Below are 19573 nucleotides of genomic sequence, written 5' to 3' on the forward strand. Positions count from 1 at the left end.
ATAAATAAGGATTCTGGAGTTATACAAGTGGGTAATGTATATGCAATTGTTAGTACTGCTAAACTTCAGGGATTAGAAGGGCAGACAGTCACCGTAAAAGGTTATTTTGTTAATGATAAAGTGGATGCAGATACAGTGCTAATAAACAATAAATATGTCACTGGTGAAAGTTTTTGTATTGAAGAAGTTATTTAAATAAGATTCTTATAATAAATCTAACGGGGCCTAGAACACGCAACAGCAGAACCACAGGAAACTAAACAAGAAAGTGGTTCATTAATGTGGTTTAGATACTACACGTGTTGTGACTTCTTCTACAGTATGGCATTCACTGTCTTTTTTCATAGCTAATTCAATCTGGAAAGTAATGATGTCATTTTTAAGTTTATCTTCCAAAATGAAATCTTTAAACTCACTAATGACCCTGTCAAATTGCAATGATCTTCTAAGCAAATCTGCTTTTATAATCTGTAAATTGTTCTTTTCTTCATCACTTTCAACAACAATCTTGTCCATTGATTTTATAGCCATTTTTCTCATTTCAACTGCAAGCTCGTCATCAGCATCATCACAGGTCCATGCACAATGCAAAAGGGATAGGAATTCGGAACCAAAATCATTCTCTGCTCTGGATATTAAATAATGCTTGTAAAATCTTTCTGATAATCTGGATTTGAACTCATTGCCTTCACAGGTCAAATATTCATCACTTTTCAATATGTCCTGTGATGCTTCAAGTTCATTTTCAAGATTACTTGCTACATATCCACAGTGAGGACATTCAACAAGCCATGTGGACATTGTGCTTCTTTGCATTTCAGAAGGTCTGAAATCAAGGTCAGGGTAGCCCCAGGCGTTGGTACTCATCAAAACTGGTTGTTTACTGGTTTTGCCGCAGACGGCACATTTTTTTTCAAATTCTCTAATGATGGTCATACTCTACAAATAGTTTCAGATTATATTTAAACGTTTGTTTTTAGGAAGATATCAGCAATCAAGTGTAAAGTAAAATCTTTAATTAGATGTTTTTCAATATTTATAATTAGTCAGGGTGTTTGCTATGGGCATTGAAAAACATCAGGAAAAATTATCCGAATCATGTAAGAATTTTAAATATCTGGATGATTTGATTCATAGCGGAGAAAAAAAGATTGTTATCGACTCCGATATAATTTTAAATGAGGATGAGGTCTCCAGATATCTGGATGGAATTAAACTGAATGTTAAAGATTGTGTTATAGATGGTAATGGACATACTGTAGATGCCTGTGGAAAAACACGGATATTCGAATCCATGGGGGAGAATATCAGAATAAAAAATCTTGTTTTAAAAAATGCATTTGGAGGATTGGGCGGTGCTATAATTGTTACGGGAGGAGACCTGTCAATAATAGAATCCAGATTTACAAAAAATACCGCAGAAGGATTTTATGGCGGTGGAGCAATACTTAACTTTGGTGCAAAATTATCCATAATTGATTCCAAATTCTGTCAAAACACTTCAAGCAAGCATGGTGGCGCAATTCTTAATGCAGGAGGGGAACTGTCAATAATTGGTTCTGAATTCAATAGAAATTCCGTAAAAAATTCAGGCGGTGCTGTTAACAATGATGGCGGTAATTTGAATATATCCGATTCCACTTTCATGGAAAATAACTCTAAACATGGTGGTGCGGTTAACAATGACGGTGGCAATTTGACTATAAGCGGTTCTTCTTTCAGTGACAATACTTCAGAATATGGCGGTGCGGTTAACAATAATAACGGCACTCTAACGATTGATAATTCTCCATTTACACATAACTGTTCAAAACATGGCGGAGCTATTAACAGTGACAGAGGCAATTTTACAATAAACGGATCTAAACTCATCAAAAATTTCTCAGATGATGGCGCTGCAGTAAATCACAGTGAGGGTGATTTTAAAATTATTGGCTGTGAAATTTTAGAAAACGAATCTGAAAATAATATAATCTTAAATAATGATTCTCTACAGGTTTACAGTACGGATTTCAAAAATAACAAATCAGAATATATCATAGCTAATGAAAATGAATCTAAAACAGGTATTTTTTATGGAAAATTCGCTGAAAATAATTCTGAAAAATCGGTATTGCTCAATAAGGGCAAGTCCTGTGCTATAGAAAAAACTCTTTTTGAAAACAATTCATCAAATGAAAATCATAAAAACATCATAAACCAAAGCGAGTTGACTTTGATAAATCCTAAAATAAAGGATGAGGGGCTGTCAATATCAAATGAGGGATATATTCTTATAAAAAATCCACCGCAGGGCATTGAAAGCAAGATTTATGGTGACGGCGAAGTTGAAATTTACGGAAGGATTCCACCAGGCCAGAAATTTGATTTCGGATATCTGGATAAACTAATCAGCGAAAGCAAAACAGGAGAAATTATTCTAAAGCAGGATATTCACCTTGAAAATTATGAAAGGGACTTTTTTGAAGGCGGAATTGATTTGGATATTGATGATTTGGTCATTGACGGTAAAGGAAAAACTATCGACGGGTCAGGCAAGTCACGCATCTTTATAGTCACAGGAAAAAACATCACTCTGAAAAATATCATTTTCAAAAATGGACGCTCACATCAAAATTATGAAAATCAGTCAAATAATGATGGAGGCGCTTTTAAAATCAACCATAATGCTGAATTGACCTTGATAAATTGTGAGTTCATAAATAACATCTCGGAAGAAAGTGGCGGAGCTATTAAAACCATGGGGGATTTAACAATATATGATTCTACTCTAACGGAAAACCAAGCAAGCATGTTTGGAGGAGCAATATACAATTATGACGGCAAGCTAAAAATAAGACATTCCACACTGACTAAAAACATTTCAAACATGTATGGCGGAGCAATTGACAATGACATTAGTCTGCTGTCAGTAATTGACTCTACATTCTCTGAAAACTTCTCAGAATATGGTGGAGCAATACGAAATTATGATGCCCGGCTGATAATCATGTCTTCAAAACTCACCAATAACCGTGCAGCCTATGGTGCGGCTATAAATCATCGTGAAGGTGACTTTAAGATTTACAATTGTGAATTTTCAAATAACAAATCTGAAAACAGTATTGTTTTGAATAGAGGGTTAATGTATTTTAATAAGGCTAATTTTAAGGGCAATCAGTCACAATATGATATATTAAATGAGGAGGAAATATTTGCCTTGAGCATATTTGACGGGAATTTCACTGAAGATAAAGTTGATGAATCGATAATCTGCAATTATGGCAAGTCATGCACAATAGAGAATGCTGTTTTTGAAAACAATTTCCCCGATTCGAAGAATATAGTTAATTTCAGTGATTTGACTTTGATAAATCCCAAAATAAAAAATGATGGAAGGACAATATTGAACAGGGGACATATGATTATAAAGGAGTTGTCTGAAGAGATTGAAAATAAGATTGAAGGTAAAGGTGAGGTAGAAATTGAAATGATGAATAATCCTACGGTTGATTAAAAATCATATCAAAAAGTATATTTGAAGAAAATTTTATATTCTTATTTAAATTTTGATGGGGAAGAGCAATGATTTTCGAAGATGATTATACATATATTACTCGTAAAATTAGGTCTGATTCTGCATTTGTTTTGCTGGAAAGGGATATAGACTTGAATAATCCTGTTTCTATTCGAAATGATTCATTGGTTATCGATGGAAACGGATATACCATAAATGCTAACGGAAAAACACGTATTTTCAATATCACTGGAGGAAATATCGTTTTAAAAAATTTTATATTTAAAAATGGCAACGCTTCTGTGGACATTCCTGACGATGGTGGTTTTGGGGGCGTTATTCGAAATGAAAGTCACTTGAAGTTGGAAAATTGTCTTTTTTTCAATAATGAAGCCGAAAAAGATGGAAATGACATAATAAATCATGGGGAATTGGAAATTTCAGACTGTATGTTTTCTAGAAATAGTTCAAATCATTCCATTTTTAATTTAGGTTCCATTAAAATATCCGAAAATCAGTTTGAATCAATAAAACCCCTAATAAATGGAGGTGAAGTTAGCCTTCTTTCAGAGTCCCCTAAAGTTGAATCAGTTAAAGTTGAAACTGTACCTAATTTTAAATATTTGGATGATTTGATACACAGTGGTGAAAAAACTATCTGTTTAAATTCTGATATTTATTTAGCTTCCAATGAAGCTTATGATTATATTCATGGAATACCAATTGATGTGGATGACATTACGATAAAGGGAAATGGGTATGCTGTTGATGCCGATTTTTTAACAAGGATATTTTCTGTCAGCGGAAAAAATATTACAATTGAAAATCTGAATTTTGTGAATGGCTATTCATCTTCCAGATCAAAAGAAGAGGTGCAGGATTCTAATTATAGAACATATGGGTCAACTAGGGGTTATGGTGGTGCCATATATAATCTGGGGGAATTGAAGTTGATAAATTGTTCCTTTTCTCAAAATAATTCACTCTCATTTGGAGGTGCAATAGCAAACATGTATGGATTGTTGAAAATAATGGACTGTAATTTTTCATATAATAGTGCATATAATGGAGGAGCAATATTCTCCAAATCAAAACTGGAGATTGAAAATACTGCATTCAGTCATAATGGCGGACCTTTGTATGAAAGGGAAAATCTTCAAAAACCTGCACTATCTTTTAAGGATTATACCAGATATGGCGGTGCAATACTCAATGAAGATCAATTGGTAATGAGCAATTGTGATTTCAAATATAATTATGCAAGGCATGGTGGGGCTATTAATAATTTCTATTCAGGAGATTTAAAAGCATCAGTGTGCATGTTTTCGAGAAATGCTTCAAAATTTGTAGGTGCAATCAATAATTATAAGGGCGAAATTGAAATTGCAGATTCCGCATTTATAAATAATATTCCGTTAAAGGAATGGGGTAGGGATTCAGATATATTTGATTATTTTGATGTACATATCTACGCAGGTAGGAAGCCTCAAATATGTATTGGTGCTATACGAAATGAGGGTGTTGCCAATTTAAATGGATGTAAATTCATATCCGATGAGAATTTTCCAAAATCAATTGAAAATGTTAAAAGATGTTTGTTGAATATTAATGAATCATATTTCAGCCGCACCCGTCGTGATGAAATAAAAAACAGGGGATATTTCAAGGATAATGATTGTGTATGTGGTTGTGATGAATTCCTGAGAAAGGAAATGAACTTATAATCGATTCCAGTCCCTATAAAAAAATAAAAAGTTGATGTTCTGGAAAATTCATTTCCAGAAATCTAATTCTTCTTCACTAAATCCAACGTCAGTTGCTTTAAAAACAGGATTTTTTCCTTCTTTTTTCTGGGTTTCGTAATCTTTCAAACAGTCGAAAGCTATTTTACCCAGAAGCATACATACAGGCAGGTTTATCAGGGTCATTCCGCCCATTGTAATGTCTGCCATAGCCCATGCAGCATCCATTGGAATAATAGCTCCAACAAAAACAATTAATGAAGCTGCAATATTGAATAGTTTCATAAATCTTTTTGAAGGCATTGTTTTTCCATTTAAAAAGATTAAAGCATTATCCACATAATAAAGGTTCCCTATCAATGTTGTAAATGCAAACAGAACCATTGCAACTGTGATGAATATTGGTCCTGCAACACCAAAGACTGTTGAAATTGACATTTGCACATATGGGGCTCCGGAAACGATAGGACTAGGTGCAACGCCAGTGGAAAGGCACATCAATGCTGTAGCTGTACATAAAAGTAGCGTATCAATATAAACTGATAATGTTTGAACCAATCCCTGTTTTGCAGGGTGAGATACATTTGCGGATGCGGATGCATTTGGAGCAGAACCTACACCTGCTTCATTTGAAAACAAGCCTCTTTTGATTCCGTATACCATACATGAACCGGCCACTCCTCCGAAAATGGATTGGAAATCAAATGCATTTTTTAAAATAAGTGAAAACATTGCAGGGATATTTTGATAGTTCAGAAGGATAATGATTAGAGCAACTCCTACATACGCAAAGCCCATAAACGGCACAACAGTGCCTGTAATTTTAATAATTCTTTTACCTCCTCCAAAAAGGCAATATGCGGTTAAGATAGCCAGTATTGCACCAATGATTATGGGGGTTGTGGAATTATAAAATGGATAATCCATGAATGTAGACTGGAGGTTGAAAGAGCACAGCATATTAAATCCTACCGCATATGTGGCTATTAAAAATATGCAGAAAAGCGCTGCTGTTTTTGGCATGTTTAACCCGTGTTCGATATAGTATGCAGGACCCCCATATGCATGGCCATGATGATCTTTTTGCTTGAAGACTTGAGCTAGTGTACTTTCAATGAATGCGGAAGATGCTCCTATAATACACATGAGCCACATCCAGAAAACAGCTCCCGGACCTCCAAGACAGATTGCTGTTGATACTCCGATGATATTTCCGGTTCCTACTCTTGAAGCAGTGGATACCAGCATGGCCTGCAGAGATGATACGGAGTTTTCATCATGACTTGGCTCTAGTATGAGTCTTAAAGATTCTCTAAATAATCTGATTTGAACTCCTCTTGTTCGCAGTGTGAAATACAATCCCGCAGATGCCATGATAATTATCAGGATAGGAAAGTACATTATCTCATCGATTTGATTTAAAAGATATACAGGGTCTAACATAAATTCCTCCTTTTTTAAACTAAAAATATTTTATCGTGTTCATTTTGTTAAGAATATTTTAAAATATGTTCATTTTTACATATTATTGTATTTTTTAAAGCTATTTGTTTTCTATAATTATTATTTTGTTTTTTTTTTCATATAATAATTTATTCTATTTGTATGTTATTGTTTAAATCGTTTAATGTTGAATACTTCGAGGATTCTATTTAAAAAAACTGTTGAAATTAAATATGTTGTTTAGATATATGAATTTTAGAAAAAAACTTTTGTATAAATAGATGAAATTGATGTGAACATCATTTAACATTTAAATATTTTTTTTATTCTTTTTTTTAAATAATATAAATTATTTTTTATTTTTTAATAAATTTTTATCTTTTTTATTATTTTTTAAATAATATTCACTTAAATAAGTAATATTTAAATATTTTCAAATGCATAATTATAGTATATGTTGTGTTAATTCAACATCTAAAAATTTATTGGGAGAAAAAATTATGAGAGGACTTGCAAGAATAGACCAAGATGTAATGGACTGGGTTGAAAAACCTGATCCTGAATGTGGACCATATGATGCAATTGTAAAACCTATTGCTCTTGCCCCTTGTACTTCTGATGTACATATCGTTTGGGGAAACGCTTACATGAGCGATGCTCCAAACAGGATTTTAGGTCATGAAGCAACAGGTATTGTTGAAGAAGTTGGAAGCCACGTAAAAGACTTCAAACCTGGAGACCGTGTAATCGTACCTGCAATCACTCCTGACTGGCTTACAGTTCCAGGACAAACAGGATTCGGTCAACACTGTTACGGAATGGGTACTGGAATGAGCTTCATTACTTTTAAAGACGGAACATTCGCAGAACACTTTAATGTAAATCAAGCAGACGGTAATTTAGCACACTTGCCGGATAATGTTTCACTTGATCAGGCTGTAATGATTTCAGATATGATGACAACTGGTTTTTACGGTGCGGAACTTGCAGAAATCAAACCTGGTGACACAGTGGCTGTATTTGGTATTGGTCCTGTAGGACTTATGGGCGTAGCAGGAGCACACTTTATGGGAGCTTCAAGAATTCTTGCTGTCGGAAGTAGGCCTGTGTCAGTTAAAGTCGCAAAAGAATATGGTGCATCAGACATAGTTGATTATCATGACGGTGATACAGTACAGCAAATCATGGATTTGACTGATGGTGCTGGTGTAGATAAAGTAGTTGTTGCCGGTGGTGGCGCAAATACTGTTGGTGAAGCTTTAGAAGTACTTAAAGTCGGCGGTGTTTTAGGTAATGTAAACCACTATGACGGCGTTGCTGAAGTTCCATTGCCTGCACTTGCATGGGGTGCTGGACTTGCAGATAAAACAATCCGTGGTGGAGTATGTCCTGGTGGACGTGCTAGAATGGAACAACTTGTAAAATTAGTTGAATACGGAAGATTCGACTCAAGTAAATTAATCACTCACAGATTCACTAACTTCGATGACATCTACGAAGCTATGATCATCATGAGAGACAAACCACGTGATTTAATTAAACCTGCTGTTATTTTAGAATAAAGCTATATTATTATAGCTTTTTTATTTATTTTTTTTAGTTTAACTTTAACTGTTTTTGAAAACAAAATATTTTTATACTAATTTTTCTTAAAAATAATTTTACATTTTTTTAAGGTGATACTATGGCTCGCAAAAGCTTCAATGAAAAGTTACAAAACTCTAAAGACATGCCGAAAATAGTTGTAATCGATGATGAAAAATCTATTGAAAGATATGGTGGCTCTCAAATGTTGATTGCTCCGCCATTGGAATATAATGAGATTATGGCTCAAATTCCAGAAGGTAAACTTATTACCACTCGTGAAATAAGAGAATATTTAGCTAAAAAGCATAATGCTGAGTTTACCTGTCCGATGACTGCTGGAATTTTCATTAGCTTGTCTGCTCAAGCCAGCTGGGAGAGGACTGAAGATAGAATTCCATTCTGGAGAACCCTAAAAACTGATGGTGAATTAAATCCGAAATATCCTGGTGGAATTGAATATCAAAAGGAGAAATTAGCCTCTGAAGGCCATACATTTACAACAAAAGGTCGCAAAAACATCAGATATTTTGTTGAAAATTATGATAATTTCTTATATGATTTAGAATAAATATTAATACAATGAAGACTCTTGAAAAAACAATGAAATCTGTGACTGAAAATCCGAAATATATTTTCCGATTAACCGTTCAGGGTGTAATGGTAGGTATATTTGCAGGATTAATGGTATGTTTATATCGTTTTTTACTTTACGGCTCAGAACATGTTTTAAGAGGATATTTGACAATAATCCGCGGAAATGTATTCTATATTGTATTATTTTTCATTGCCCTGGTCATCATGGGCATTTTAATTGATTTGCTGACAAAATGGGAAGTTGACTCTTCCGGAAGCGGAATACCTCAGGTTTATGCTGAAGTAAAGGGTCACATGGAAGCCAACTGGGCAAAGGTACTTTTTTCTAAAATTGTTGCAGGTGTACTGACAGCTTTGGGCGGGCTGTCACTTGGTCCGGAAGGTCCGTCCGTCCAGATTGGTGGTATGGCAGGTAAAGGTGTTGCAAAACTTTTCAAAGGATCCAAAACCGATGAGCTGAGACTGATTCTTGTAGGTTCGGCAGTAGGTATTACAGCAGCATTCAATGCGCCTCTTGCAGGGGTATTGTTTGTTCTGGAGGAAATCAACCACGGGTTTGACAAGACATTGGTGTTCATTGCACTGGTGTCTGCAATCGTATCAGATTTCATCTCAAAACTGATATTTGGCCAATCTACTGCATTGACATTTGTAGTTCCGAATATTCCGCTTGAACATTATTGGCTATTTGTACTTCTGGGTGTTTTAATTGGTCTTTTAGGTTATGTCTATAATGTTGGAATGATAAAATCATCCGATTTGGTTTCCAACTTGAGAATGCCGTCATGGCTCAAGTTCGTATTGGTATTTATGGTATCTGGTGTTGTAGCCCTGACCATTCCTGAAATAAGCGATGGGGGACACTTCATGATGGACATGCTGGATATTGCTATGCCGTCACTTGGTGTGCTGGTGTTGCTTTTAGTGTTAAAGTATCTTTTTTCAATGTTTTCATTCTCATCAGGAGCTCCTGGAGGAATATTTTTACCAATTCTCGTATTGGGTGCATATATCGGTGCAGTATTCGGCTCTGCAGTAGTTCCAATTTTTGGATTTGAACAGGACATAATCTACAAGTTCATAGTCATTTCAATGGCAGGATTTTTCGCTGCAACTGTCCGCTCTCCAATCACAGGAATCGTGCTGATTGCAGAGATGTGCGGTTCAACAGAATCTCTTGTGGCGATGATTATAGTGTCTCTGATAGCTTACATGGTTCCGACACTTTTAGGCAACGAACCAATTTATGAATCATTATATGACAGACTGCTTTTGAATAAAAACAGGGAATTTGTAAGGGAAACTTCCAAACATGTTTTATCTGAATATCTTGTTCCTCTGGACTGCAATTACATTAACTTTAAAGTTAAGGACATTCCATTCCCGAAAAATGCTATAGTGGTGTCTGTCATCAGAAACGGCAAATACATTATTCCAACTGAAGATTTCCACATTAAATATGGTGATCAGATACATGTATTGACTGACAGCAATGATTATCCTTATGTCAGAGAAGAAATTGAAGAGTTATTTGGTGGTTAAATGAGCATAATCTTCAAAAGACAAAGCATTCGCAAATTCAAAGATGAAAAAGTCCCTGATGAGTTGATTGAAAACCTCTTAAAGGCAGGTATGCAGGCTCCCTCTTCATGCAATTCACAGCCGTGGGAGTTTATTGTGGTATCAAAAAGCGAAGACAAAATTGCAATTTCTGAAATGCACAAGTTTGCAAAGCCGGCTGCTAATGCATCACATTTAATAATTACTTTGGGAAACTTGAATCAGGCAAAGGTCATTAGGATGATAGAACAGGACCTTGGAGCATGCAATGAAAATATACTGCTTCAGGCAACCCATGAGGGATTGGGTGCAGTCTGGTTGGGTTTCCATCCGATAGAAGAGAGGACATTAAGACTGAAAGAGTATTTGGAAATCCCAGATTATTGCATTCCGTTTTCAGTAATCTGTGTTGGATGGCCTGCATATGAAAGCGAAGTAAAACTGAGATATGACAAATCCAAAGTTCATTTTGACAGGTTCTAGAAGACTGTGATTTTTTTTAAAATCCCTATAAAATTTTGTTCAGTCAAATGGCTCTGATTGATGATTTGACTCATCATCAGGTTAGTGAGTTAAGGTACTTTTCTTGATTTCTAAAATATAGTTTAAATATTTTAAAAACAAAATATAATTATCTAAATTCAAGATGGTAATATGATTAGTAAGCAACTTAGAGAATTCGAGCTATTAAATACAACCACTCAAAGCATTTATGAATTGAATGAATTAAATGTTTTAATAATCCTTAAAGACGGTTCTAATTTAACAAGATGGGAATATGTGGATGATAAAGAAGATATTATCTACATAAGTGAAGATTTGTTCGGTAAAACTGATTTGGCAAACAGATATGCAGGACTTACTTCCCTTAAAGCTATTGTAGCATTCGGTTTTGGGGATGTTAAAAACATGGAAGGAATGTTTGCAGGATGTGAAGAGCTTGCAGATGTCTCCTCTTTGAAATCATGGGACGTATCCCAGGTAACAAATATGAGCAGAATGTTTGAAGGTTGCAGCTCCCTGGAGGATATTTCATCACTTGAAGGATGGAACGTCTCCAATCTCGAAAACATGTCCAACATGTTTAGATATTGCTCAAGTCTTGAAGAATTGACCGGCCTTAATGACTGGGATGTTTCCAATGTCACTGACATGCATTACATATTCTCTGAATGTTACTCATTATATGACATTTCAGCATTGAAAAACTGGGATGTCTCCAATGTAAGGGATATGGCATGCATATTTGATTTTTGTGAATCCCTCGTAGACATTTCCCCATTGAAAAACTGGAATATGGCAAGTGCATTCAACATAACTGCAATGTTTAGAAACTGCAGTTCCCTTAAAAAGATTTCAGCACTTAAAAAATGGGATTTGTCAAAAATGGCCAATAATTCAAGTTTATTGTCATTGTTTACTAACTGTTCTTCTCTTGAAGATATTTCACCAATTAAAAATTGGGACCTTTCAAATATAACCAGAATAAGCGGTTTGTTCTGTGGCTGCAGTCGCCTGACAAACATCAATCCCCTCAAAAATTGGGACGTTTCAAATATAGCATCAATGGAAAGGCTGTTTGCCGATTGTATTCAATTGGAGGATATCACTCCTCTCGAGAATTGGGATGTTTCCAGCCTGAGAAACATGATTGAAATGTTCTGCGGATGTGAAATGCTTGAAGACATTTCACCTGTCAGTGAATGGGATGTTTCAAATGTTAAATCCTTTGATGATTTGTTCAATGGCTGTGAATCATTAATAAACATTTCCGCCCTAAAGAATTGGGATATCTCAAACATCACCAAATTAAGCGGTTTGTTTAAGGACTGCAGTTTATTGGCAGATATATCTGCCCTGAAGGAATGGGACGTTTCCAAAATAATTTCAATGGAGGAAATGCTTGACGGCTGTGAAGAGCTTGCTGATGTAACCGCCATAAAAGATTGGAATGTAAATCATGTAGCCAATATCGACAGGTTATTCAACAACTGTAAATCGCTTGAAAATCCATCATGTCTCGATTTTTGGATGCTTAAAAGCATTCAAACTGCCAGTGATGTATTTGAAAACTGTCAAAGTCTGAAATTCTATCCTATGTGGTATGCAAACGGTCAATTCACAGGTTTAAATAAATGGGTACAGGAATTCAATAAGCTCAACAGAACCACAGACAACATATTTGATTTGGGCGATTTGGAAGTTTTGATTATCCTGAAAGATGGTACTAACCTAACCAGCTGGAGTCAGGTGAAAAACAGACAGGACATATTGTTTGTTAATGAAGATTTATCCGGCAAAACAGATTTGGGTGAAAGATATGCCGGTATGACATCACTTAAGGCCATTTTTGCATTTGGAGTGGATAAGGCAGAAAAGATGATAGGAATGTTTTCAAAATGCCAGTCTCTGGAAGACATTACATTTTTAAAATTATGGGATGTTTCCAATGTTCATGAAATGAATTTCCTTTTCCACGGCTGCAGGGCATTGCGTGACTTTTCACCTTTAAGAGATTGGAATGTTGGCAATGTCGAAAATATGAACGGAATGTTTTTAAATTGCCTGTCCTTAATAGACAATTCCCCATTTAGAAACTGGAATGTAAGCAATCTTAAATATATGAGAGCGATGTTTTGGAATTGTGTCTCTTTAATTCATGTAATATCTCTCGGAAACTGGAATGTTAGCAATGTCGAAAATATGAATGGAACATTTTTCGGTTGTGTTTCACTGGAAAACATCACTTCATTGGGTAACTGGGATGTATCTAATGTAAATAACATGGGCGGAATGTTTGAACACTGCAGGGCACTTCCGAATATTACCGCATTAAGCCAATGGAATGTGGCAAATGTAAAAGCTATGGATCATATGTTTTGTGATTGCAGAACCCTGGAAGACGCTTCAACCATCAGTAACTGGGACGTGTCCGGTGTTGAAAACATGGATGCAATGTTTGAAGACTGCGCAGCACTAAATGAAACTCCTTCATGGTATAATGTTGAAAAAATTGAGGATGAAGAAGCAATAGAAGATGAAACCGAACCTCAGGAAGAGGACTCTTCAGACTAAAATGTAAAAATTATTTTTCATTTAAAGCAAAACCTTTAGTTAATTTAATTATCATTAGGTTCATATAATTAACCATAATTAGATTATCGAGGTTGTTATTTTGAAAATTTATAAATTTCTGATAGTTGGCATTCTGCTGGCTATTTTAACAATGGGTGCCGTAAGCGCATCTGATAATATAACTCAGGATGACGCAGTTTCGGCTGTAAGTGATTCATCTGACACTTTAGTCGGTGAATCTTACTGGGATGACGATTTTTATATAACAGTTCAGGAAAACTATGCCCAAGACAAGGACAAATGGAATTCAACAGATATAATGTATATTTCATCATCCTCCAAGGATAATGGAACATTCTCCATTTTGGTGGACGATGTTGAAAAGCAGTCCTTGAAGATTACAAACGGCTATTTTTCAATTGAAGATAACGGGTATGGTGGAACCTATGAAAAATACTTGCAGTATATTTATCCAGGCGATTTGGGTCTTGATTTAGGAAATTATAATGTTAAAGTTAAATACAATCAAAAAACTTTAATCGACAGCTCTGTTGGCCTAAAAGAAAAAGAGGATTTTGACATTTACATGTTTAATCCGTATTATTGCCATCAGGAATACTGGTCTACATCTAGTTTTATTACAATTGATTCCAATCATGCGAATACAGGAACATTGGAAATTCTTGTAAACGGCAACAGAAAAGTTTCATATGCCGTAAATAAAGGCGATTTTGAAGAGATTGCAGACTGCAGCAACAAATCAAGATATATATCTGCATCAGATTTATTTGATGACTATGGAACCTATGAAATTAAGATTACATTTACTGAAAATGGAACAACTAGAACTCTTAAAGATGAGAATGTTGTTGTAGCCGAAAGGGAACCGACAACAAACCCTAAACTGGAATTGTATTTCGATTTGTATACTGTAAACTTGCCTGCAGACAACAATGCTCATATTTACTTGCCTTGGGAGGCAACAGGAGTATTGAACATAAAATTCAATAATGTTGATGAAAACATAACCTATTCAAATGGACGAGCGTCCTATTTTATTCCTGCATGGAATTTAAACCATTTGGGAGAAAATGAAATCACAGCAACATATACAGGTGATGATTTCGGAACATTGACAGCTACAGAAACAGTTATTGTAGTTCCAACAATAACAGCTCCATTTTTTGTAAGTGATGGTGAAAACTTTACAATTACCATATGCACTCATGAATGGGTTAACGGTAATTTCAATGTGTATGATTACAATACTGGCAAAAAAGGTAAACTTCTGGCTTCAAATACAATAGCAAACAGATATTCAACTGTTGAACTGTCAAGCAACGTAATAGGTTTGAATAAATATTATCTGGAATTTGACTATCCTGGAGGAGACTATCCTATTGTTCAGGATGTTTATGTGGTTAAAAATTCTGAAAACATCTCAGCAGAGGTTCCAGATGCTGTGGAACTTGGATTAGATGCGACAGTTAAGTTAACTGCACCTGCCACTCCATTCGGCTTTGTATACATTTCCGTCGACGGCGGTGAAAATGAATTCTTCAGTCTGGAGTCCGGTGAAGTATCAAAAGTCATTTCCGGACTTTCAGCAGGTTGTCATAAGATAGCTGTTCAGTACAATGACGGTTATTTTGAAAACGGCAAATTGCTTGGGGAGGTATATTCAAACACTTTCAATGTTAATGTCGGAAAAATAACTGCAATAGCTGCTCCGAATATTTCAACTACTTACAACAATGCCAAAAATTTAGTTGTTACCTTAAAGGATGCAGACGGCAATGTTTTAAATGGTAAAAAAGTCACTATTGTTTTGAACGGTGAAACCTACAATAGAACCAGTGACAGCAATGGTCAGGTAAAATTATCAGTTAAATTGCCTGCAAAAACTTATAATGCAAATTTCAGATTTGATGGCGACAGCACATATTTGAAATCAAGCGGTTCTGCAAAAATCGTTGTTAAAAAAGCAACTCCAAAACTTGCTGCTTCTTCCAAAACATTTAAGGTAAAAACAAAAACCAAGAAAGTAACAGTAACACTTAAAAACAACAAGAACAGCCCTATTAAAAAGACCAAAGTTACTTTAACAGTCAACAAAAAGACATACAATGCTAAAACCAATACAAAAGGTGTAGCTACTTTCACAGTTAAATTAACTAAAAAAGGCAAATTTAATGCTGTTTATAAATATAAAGGAAGTTCCAACTATAAGGCAGCAAGTAAAAAGGTTAAAATCACAGTTAAATAAAGAGTTTAATTTCTCTTTATTTTTCACTTTTTTTAAATATTTTCAAAAACAAATAGTATTTCAGGGGTTTTTAACATGGACTTGGAATTTGATGACATGCTTGAAGAGGCAAGAAATCAGACTGATGAGGATGTTTTAGCCAATTTGGCTTTAAATGGTCCACATTGGACTATAAGAAAAGAAGCAGTTAAAAATCCTAATTTATGCAACCCGTCTGTTTTTGAAAAGGTATTGCTAAGGGAAAAAGACGATTATGTTTGTTTTTATGCTTATAGGAAGTTAAGATATTTTAACCCTGATTCCAAATTACTTATAGAACCTATAGAAGTTAGAAGATGCTCTGATGAAGGAAAACTAATAGATATAATAAAAAATTCTATTTACAAGGCACCTGCTATTGCCGGAGGAAAAAGAATCAGGCTCTGTACTGTATATCCGTATCTTGTATGTCCCGATAGACGATGGGAGGTCAGATATGAAGCGGCAAACAGCCCCATATTGGCGGATGAAGGATTATTGACTGATATAGCTTTAAACGATTATGATTTGCGTGTACGGTGCGGTGCAATTAACAATCCGAATTTAAATAATGAAGAACTTTTCTCATATCTTGCATTAAATGACTGTAAATATTCAGTTCGATATGATGCTGCTAAATACATTAAAAATGAGGATGTTTTAAAGCAAATAATAGAAAATGACTCAAAAAGCAGCGTCAGGGTCTCGGCCATTTACAATCCAAATTTGCAGGATCGGTCCTTTCTGGAAAAACTGGCATTGGATGATTATGATTATAATGTCAGGATAGCGGCCCTATTAAAGATAGAAGATGAAGAGGTTCTAAAAAATATATTTTTCAATGACGGTCATGGTTCTGTCAAGAAAGCCGTTTGTGAATGCATAAGCGATGAATCATTTTTAAATCAAATTGTAAACGGCAGAAACAAATATAGTTTGGCAAGTGCAGCGGGCTTAAGATTACATAAGCTGCACAATCCTGATTGGGATAGGGTTGATTTCGATAAAATGCATCCTGTCCACCAATTTGAACATTTAAACACTACATGTGATAGCATTTTTGATTTGAGGTATTTGGATGTTCTTATAATATTGAAGGATGGGACAAACCTGACCAGCTGGGATGACGTCAGCTATAAAAGGGAAGTCCTCTTTGTAAGTGAAAATCTCTCAAAAAAGGATGATTTGACTGAAAAATACAAGGATTTATCCAGCATGAAAGTCATTGTCACTACCGAAATATCAGATAATGTAACATCACTTGAAAACATGTTTTTCGGATGCTTTTCACTTGAACACATATTATTTGCCCCAGACTGGGACGTATCCAATATACAAAACATGAATGGAGTATTCAAGGAGTGCAACAGTCTGAAAGATCTTTCACATTTAAGGGATTGGGATGTATCGAACGTGACCAGCATGAATTCGATGTTCGAAAACTGTTTTTCATTGGGAAGCATTTCGCCGCTGGGGCAGTGGAATACTCATAATGTATGCGATATGGGGCATATGTTTGATGATTGCCATTCTCTGGAGGATATTCACGGTTTATTCAACTGGGATGTAAAAAATGTGGAAAACATGGAATACATGTTCAGCTGCTGCAACTATCTGGAAGACATTTCTTCACTGGAGTTCTGGGACATTTCAAATCTTAAGAATATGGCGCATATGTTTGACGGATGTGATTATCTCCGTGATTTTACTCCAATAAGCGCATGGGAATTTGACAAGGTGGAAAATACCGAAGCAATGTTTGCAAATTGTGCAATAAAAGAAGAGGAAATATTTGAAATTTTTAAAGAATTGGAATCTGTAAGACAAATAGATTTAAAAAGCAGGCACTTGCCTCTGGGGTAGTGGTGAAATTGAGCAAATATTTCTATAATGATGATTTAAACGAATTTGAAGCATTGAATGAAACTTGCAAAAGCATTTACGAACTTGGTGATGTTAAAGTATTGATCATCTTAAAGAACGGAGAAAACCTCACTGACTATCTTGATATTGAAAATCCGAAAGATGTGATTTACATAAGTGAAGATTTATCCGCCAGGACTGATCTGGAGAGATACTATTATCTGGGTCAGGTCTTTGAAAGGACCTATGGTGATGATTCGCCGGTTTTTATAAGATACACCCAAAATCCATTCAAAAACATTAGGGCAATGGTGGTGCAAAACGTTCAGGCCAGTGTCACTTCACTCAATGACATGTTTAGAGGTCTTGAAAGACTGAAGACTGTTTCCGGTTTGGATACATGGGATGTGAGTAATGTCCTCACAATGGATTCTCTTTTTATGGAGTGCATAAATCTCAAGGCAATTTCAGGACTTGGCAGTTGGGATGTCGGCAATGTTCATGACATGACATGGGCTTTCAATGAGTGCAAGAGCCTTGAAGATATTTCAGATTTGAAAAATTGGGATGTTGGCAATGTCAAATCAGTGAGGGGAATGTTTAAATATTGCCACAGTCTGGATGATATTTCGACAATTGAATCATGGAATTTGAATCCTGATTGCGATACTAAAAACATGTTCTACGAAACCAGGTTTGAAAACAGGTTCAAATCCAGAAAGCAGGAATTAAAAATGGAAGATGATCTTGAAGGATCAAATATTAAACCCGGATTGTCCTGCAAAAATTGCGGAAGTACTAATTTAATCTATGACTGCGGGGAAATAACCTGTAGTGACTGTAAAAAAATTGTTAAAAGTCATTTTGAACTAAAATGCCCTGATTGTGATTGCAATGATATTAAATACACTAGTTTGCATGATTTGGAATGTAAAAGGTGTGGAAGAATTATTTTAGAGAATGTTTATTTTGAGTCTTTTAAAAATTGGAAATGATGTGTATTAAGCAAAACTAATTTTCATGAAAAAATAGGATATTACAAAACGGGAGAAATGGAAGCATGATATTAAATCATGCTTTGAAAAATTATGGAAAAAAGATAATTGAAGGAAATTATATTTTCCTTCTGATTACACAAGCTCCGCCTAGAACAGCGCTGACCGCAAATAATGCAAAGATAGGGTTACCTGTTGCAGGCATTCTGTAAGCTGCAGTTGAGTTGATAATATTTTCATCTGCTGCATGACTGCTTGCATTGCCTGTTGAGTTCATCATTGCTGATTCATTGTGGCTTGCATCAGGAGGAGCTATCATTTCGTCATTAATAGCTTCAGCGTCAGGATTTTCGCGACTGGCATTTTGTGTTTCATTGTGGGAATAATCAGGAGGAATTATTATATCATCATTAACTGCTTGGGAGTCATCTGAGCCTAAATCACTGGAGTAATCTGTTACATCATCTGTTGCACTTACTGCACATGCGGAGAAAACTACGCAAAATATTGCAAGTATTGCCAATAAGTTTGTTCTAAGTTTCATTTGTATCACCAAGAGTATTGTGTGTTTTTTTTAGGTTTGTTAATTTAGGAAATAACATGTTAATTTTTGATTTAACACATCTTTGCCAAAGAAATATATAATTAAGTTCATATATAAAGTTTTTCGAATGTAAGTACTTACTTGCGTCTTAAAAATAAAAAATAGAATGATTTAATCAGTTATTTATAAAAATAATTGATTTTTTTAACTTAGATTTTACATTAACGATTGAAATTTCTAATTCTGACTAAAATTTCTATGCGGATATATCGCACTATAAAATTCGGATGTGAATTCTATAACCGTGCCGTTAATGTAAAACTGCTGTTAAAATAAGCTAACTTTCATCTTAAACTATTGAAAAAATAAGGGAATCATGAAGTTAAATTG

The 19573-nt window shown here is 35.0% G+C and carries 14 protein-coding genes; 11 read left to right on the forward strand and 3 right to left on the reverse strand.

Going from position 1 to position 19573, the window contains the following annotated elements; genetic code table 11:
* The coding region (locus ACJMLH_RS04535) for a hypothetical protein (protein WP_405275137.1) at nt 1-195 on the forward strand (195 nt) is incomplete at its 5' end.
* An 81-nt stretch (nt 196-276) separates the two neighbouring features.
* Here the strand turns inward: ACJMLH_RS04535 and ACJMLH_RS04540 are convergent.
* Nucleotides 277-936 carry a hypothetical protein gene (locus ACJMLH_RS04540; protein WP_405275139.1) on the reverse strand — a complete coding sequence of 220 codons (660 nt, stop codon included), beginning with the start codon at nt 934-936 and terminating at the stop codon, nt 277-279.
* A gap of 124 nt (nt 937-1060) precedes the next feature.
* On the opposite strand from ACJMLH_RS04540, the gene ACJMLH_RS04545 reads away from it, so the two are divergent.
* Complete coding sequence (locus tag ACJMLH_RS04545) at nt 1061-3496, forward strand: hypothetical protein (RefSeq protein ID WP_405275141.1); 2436 nt, start codon at nt 1061-1063, stop codon at nt 3494-3496.
* Nucleotides 3497-3564: 68 nt separating this feature from the next.
* Entirely contained in the window at nt 3565-5220 is a 1656-nt protein-coding gene (locus ACJMLH_RS04550; RefSeq protein ID WP_405275143.1) for a hypothetical protein, read from the forward strand.
* A gap of 48 nt (nt 5221-5268) precedes the next feature.
* Here ACJMLH_RS04550 and ACJMLH_RS04555 read toward each other — a convergent pair whose 3' ends face one another.
* Nucleotides 5269-6681, reverse strand: a complete 1413-nt coding sequence (locus ACJMLH_RS04555; protein WP_405275145.1) for an alanine/glycine:cation symporter family protein — start codon at nt 6679-6681, stop codon at nt 5269-5271.
* Between the two features lie 500 nt (nt 6682-7181).
* Here ACJMLH_RS04555 and ACJMLH_RS04560 point away from each other — a divergent pair, with 500 nt between their 5' ends.
* From ACJMLH_RS04560 to ACJMLH_RS04595, 8 genes are all read left to right on the forward strand, one after another.
* A complete protein-coding gene (locus ACJMLH_RS04560; RefSeq protein WP_405275147.1) occupies nt 7182-8243 on the forward strand; it encodes an NAD(P)-dependent alcohol dehydrogenase in 1062 nt (353 codons plus the stop codon).
* Between the two features lie 122 nt (nt 8244-8365).
* Nucleotides 8366-8836, forward strand: coding sequence for a methylated DNA-protein cysteine methyltransferase (locus ACJMLH_RS04565; protein WP_405275149.1), 471 nt, complete (start codon nt 8366-8368; stop codon nt 8834-8836).
* 11 nt (nt 8837-8847) lie between these two features.
* The gene (locus tag ACJMLH_RS04570; RefSeq protein ID WP_405275151.1) at nt 8848-10404 is read left to right on the forward strand and encodes a chloride channel protein; all 1557 of its coding nucleotides are present in this window, start codon (nt 8848-8850) and stop codon (nt 10402-10404) included.
* Nucleotides 10405-10905: a nitroreductase family protein gene (locus tag ACJMLH_RS04575; protein ID WP_405275153.1), complete on the forward strand. Its 501-nt coding sequence runs from the start codon at nt 10405-10407 to the stop codon at nt 10903-10905.
* A gap of 171 nt (nt 10906-11076) precedes the next feature.
* Nucleotides 11077-13497 (forward strand): BspA family leucine-rich repeat surface protein, encoded by a 2421-nt coding sequence (locus tag ACJMLH_RS04580; protein WP_405275155.1) that lies wholly within the window; start codon nt 11077-11079, stop codon nt 13495-13497.
* A gap of 100 nt (nt 13498-13597) precedes the next feature.
* Nucleotides 13598-15763 (forward strand): hypothetical protein, encoded by a 2166-nt coding sequence (locus ACJMLH_RS04585; protein WP_405275157.1) that lies wholly within the window; start codon nt 13598-13600, stop codon nt 15761-15763.
* Nucleotides 15764-15838: 75 nt separating this feature from the next.
* Nucleotides 15839-17644, forward strand: coding sequence for a BspA family leucine-rich repeat surface protein (locus tag ACJMLH_RS04590; protein WP_405275159.1), 1806 nt, complete (start codon nt 15839-15841; stop codon nt 17642-17644).
* A 2-nt stretch (nt 17645-17646) separates the two neighbouring features.
* Complete coding sequence (locus ACJMLH_RS04595; RefSeq protein ID WP_405275161.1) at nt 17647-18639, forward strand: BspA family leucine-rich repeat surface protein; 993 nt, start codon at nt 17647-17649, stop codon at nt 18637-18639.
* Nucleotides 18640-18757: 118 nt separating this feature from the next.
* On the opposite strand, the gene ACJMLH_RS04600 is transcribed toward ACJMLH_RS04595, so the two are convergent.
* Entirely contained in the window at nt 18758-19183 is a 426-nt protein-coding gene (locus ACJMLH_RS04600; protein ID WP_405275163.1) for a hypothetical protein, read from the reverse strand.
* Nucleotides 19184-19573: the final 390 nt, after the last annotated feature.

The sequence above is a fragment of the Methanobrevibacter sp. genome, assembly GCF_045116495.1.
In the GTDB taxonomy this organism is placed as follows: domain Archaea; phylum Methanobacteriota; class Methanobacteria; order Methanobacteriales; family Methanobacteriaceae; genus Methanocatella.

Bases quoted from the DNA above. Each gene is read 5' to 3' on its own strand.
- ACJMLH_RS04555 (WP_405275145.1), bottom strand. From the start codon at position 6,681: ATGTTAGACCCTGTATATCTTTTAAATCAAATCGATGAGATAATGTAC.
- ACJMLH_RS04570 (WP_405275151.1), top strand. From the start codon at position 8,848: ATGAAGACTCTTGAAAAAACAATGAAATCTGTGACTGAAAATCCGAAA.
- ACJMLH_RS04550 (WP_405275143.1), top strand. From the start codon at position 3,565: ATGATTTTCGAAGATGATTATACATATATTACTCGTAAAATTAGGTCT.
- ACJMLH_RS04590 (WP_405275159.1), top strand. From the start codon at position 15,839: ATGGACTTGGAATTTGATGACATGCTTGAAGAGGCAAGAAATCAGACT.
- ACJMLH_RS04540 (WP_405275139.1), bottom strand. From the start codon at position 936: ATGACCATCATTAGAGAATTTGAAAAAAAATGTGCCGTCTGCGGCAAA.
- ACJMLH_RS04580 (WP_405275155.1), top strand. From the start codon at position 11,077: ATGATTAGTAAGCAACTTAGAGAATTCGAGCTATTAAATACAACCACT.
- ACJMLH_RS04600 (WP_405275163.1), bottom strand. From the start codon at position 19,183: ATGAAACTTAGAACAAACTTATTGGCAATACTTGCAATATTTTGCGTA.
- ACJMLH_RS04575 (WP_405275153.1), top strand. From the start codon at position 10,405: ATGAGCATAATCTTCAAAAGACAAAGCATTCGCAAATTCAAAGATGAA.
- ACJMLH_RS04545 (WP_405275141.1), top strand. From the start codon at position 1,061: ATGGGCATTGAAAAACATCAGGAAAAATTATCCGAATCATGTAAGAAT.
- ACJMLH_RS04560 (WP_405275147.1), top strand. From the start codon at position 7,182: ATGAGAGGACTTGCAAGAATAGACCAAGATGTAATGGACTGGGTTGAA.
- ACJMLH_RS04565 (WP_405275149.1), top strand. From the start codon at position 8,366: ATGGCTCGCAAAAGCTTCAATGAAAAGTTACAAAACTCTAAAGACATG.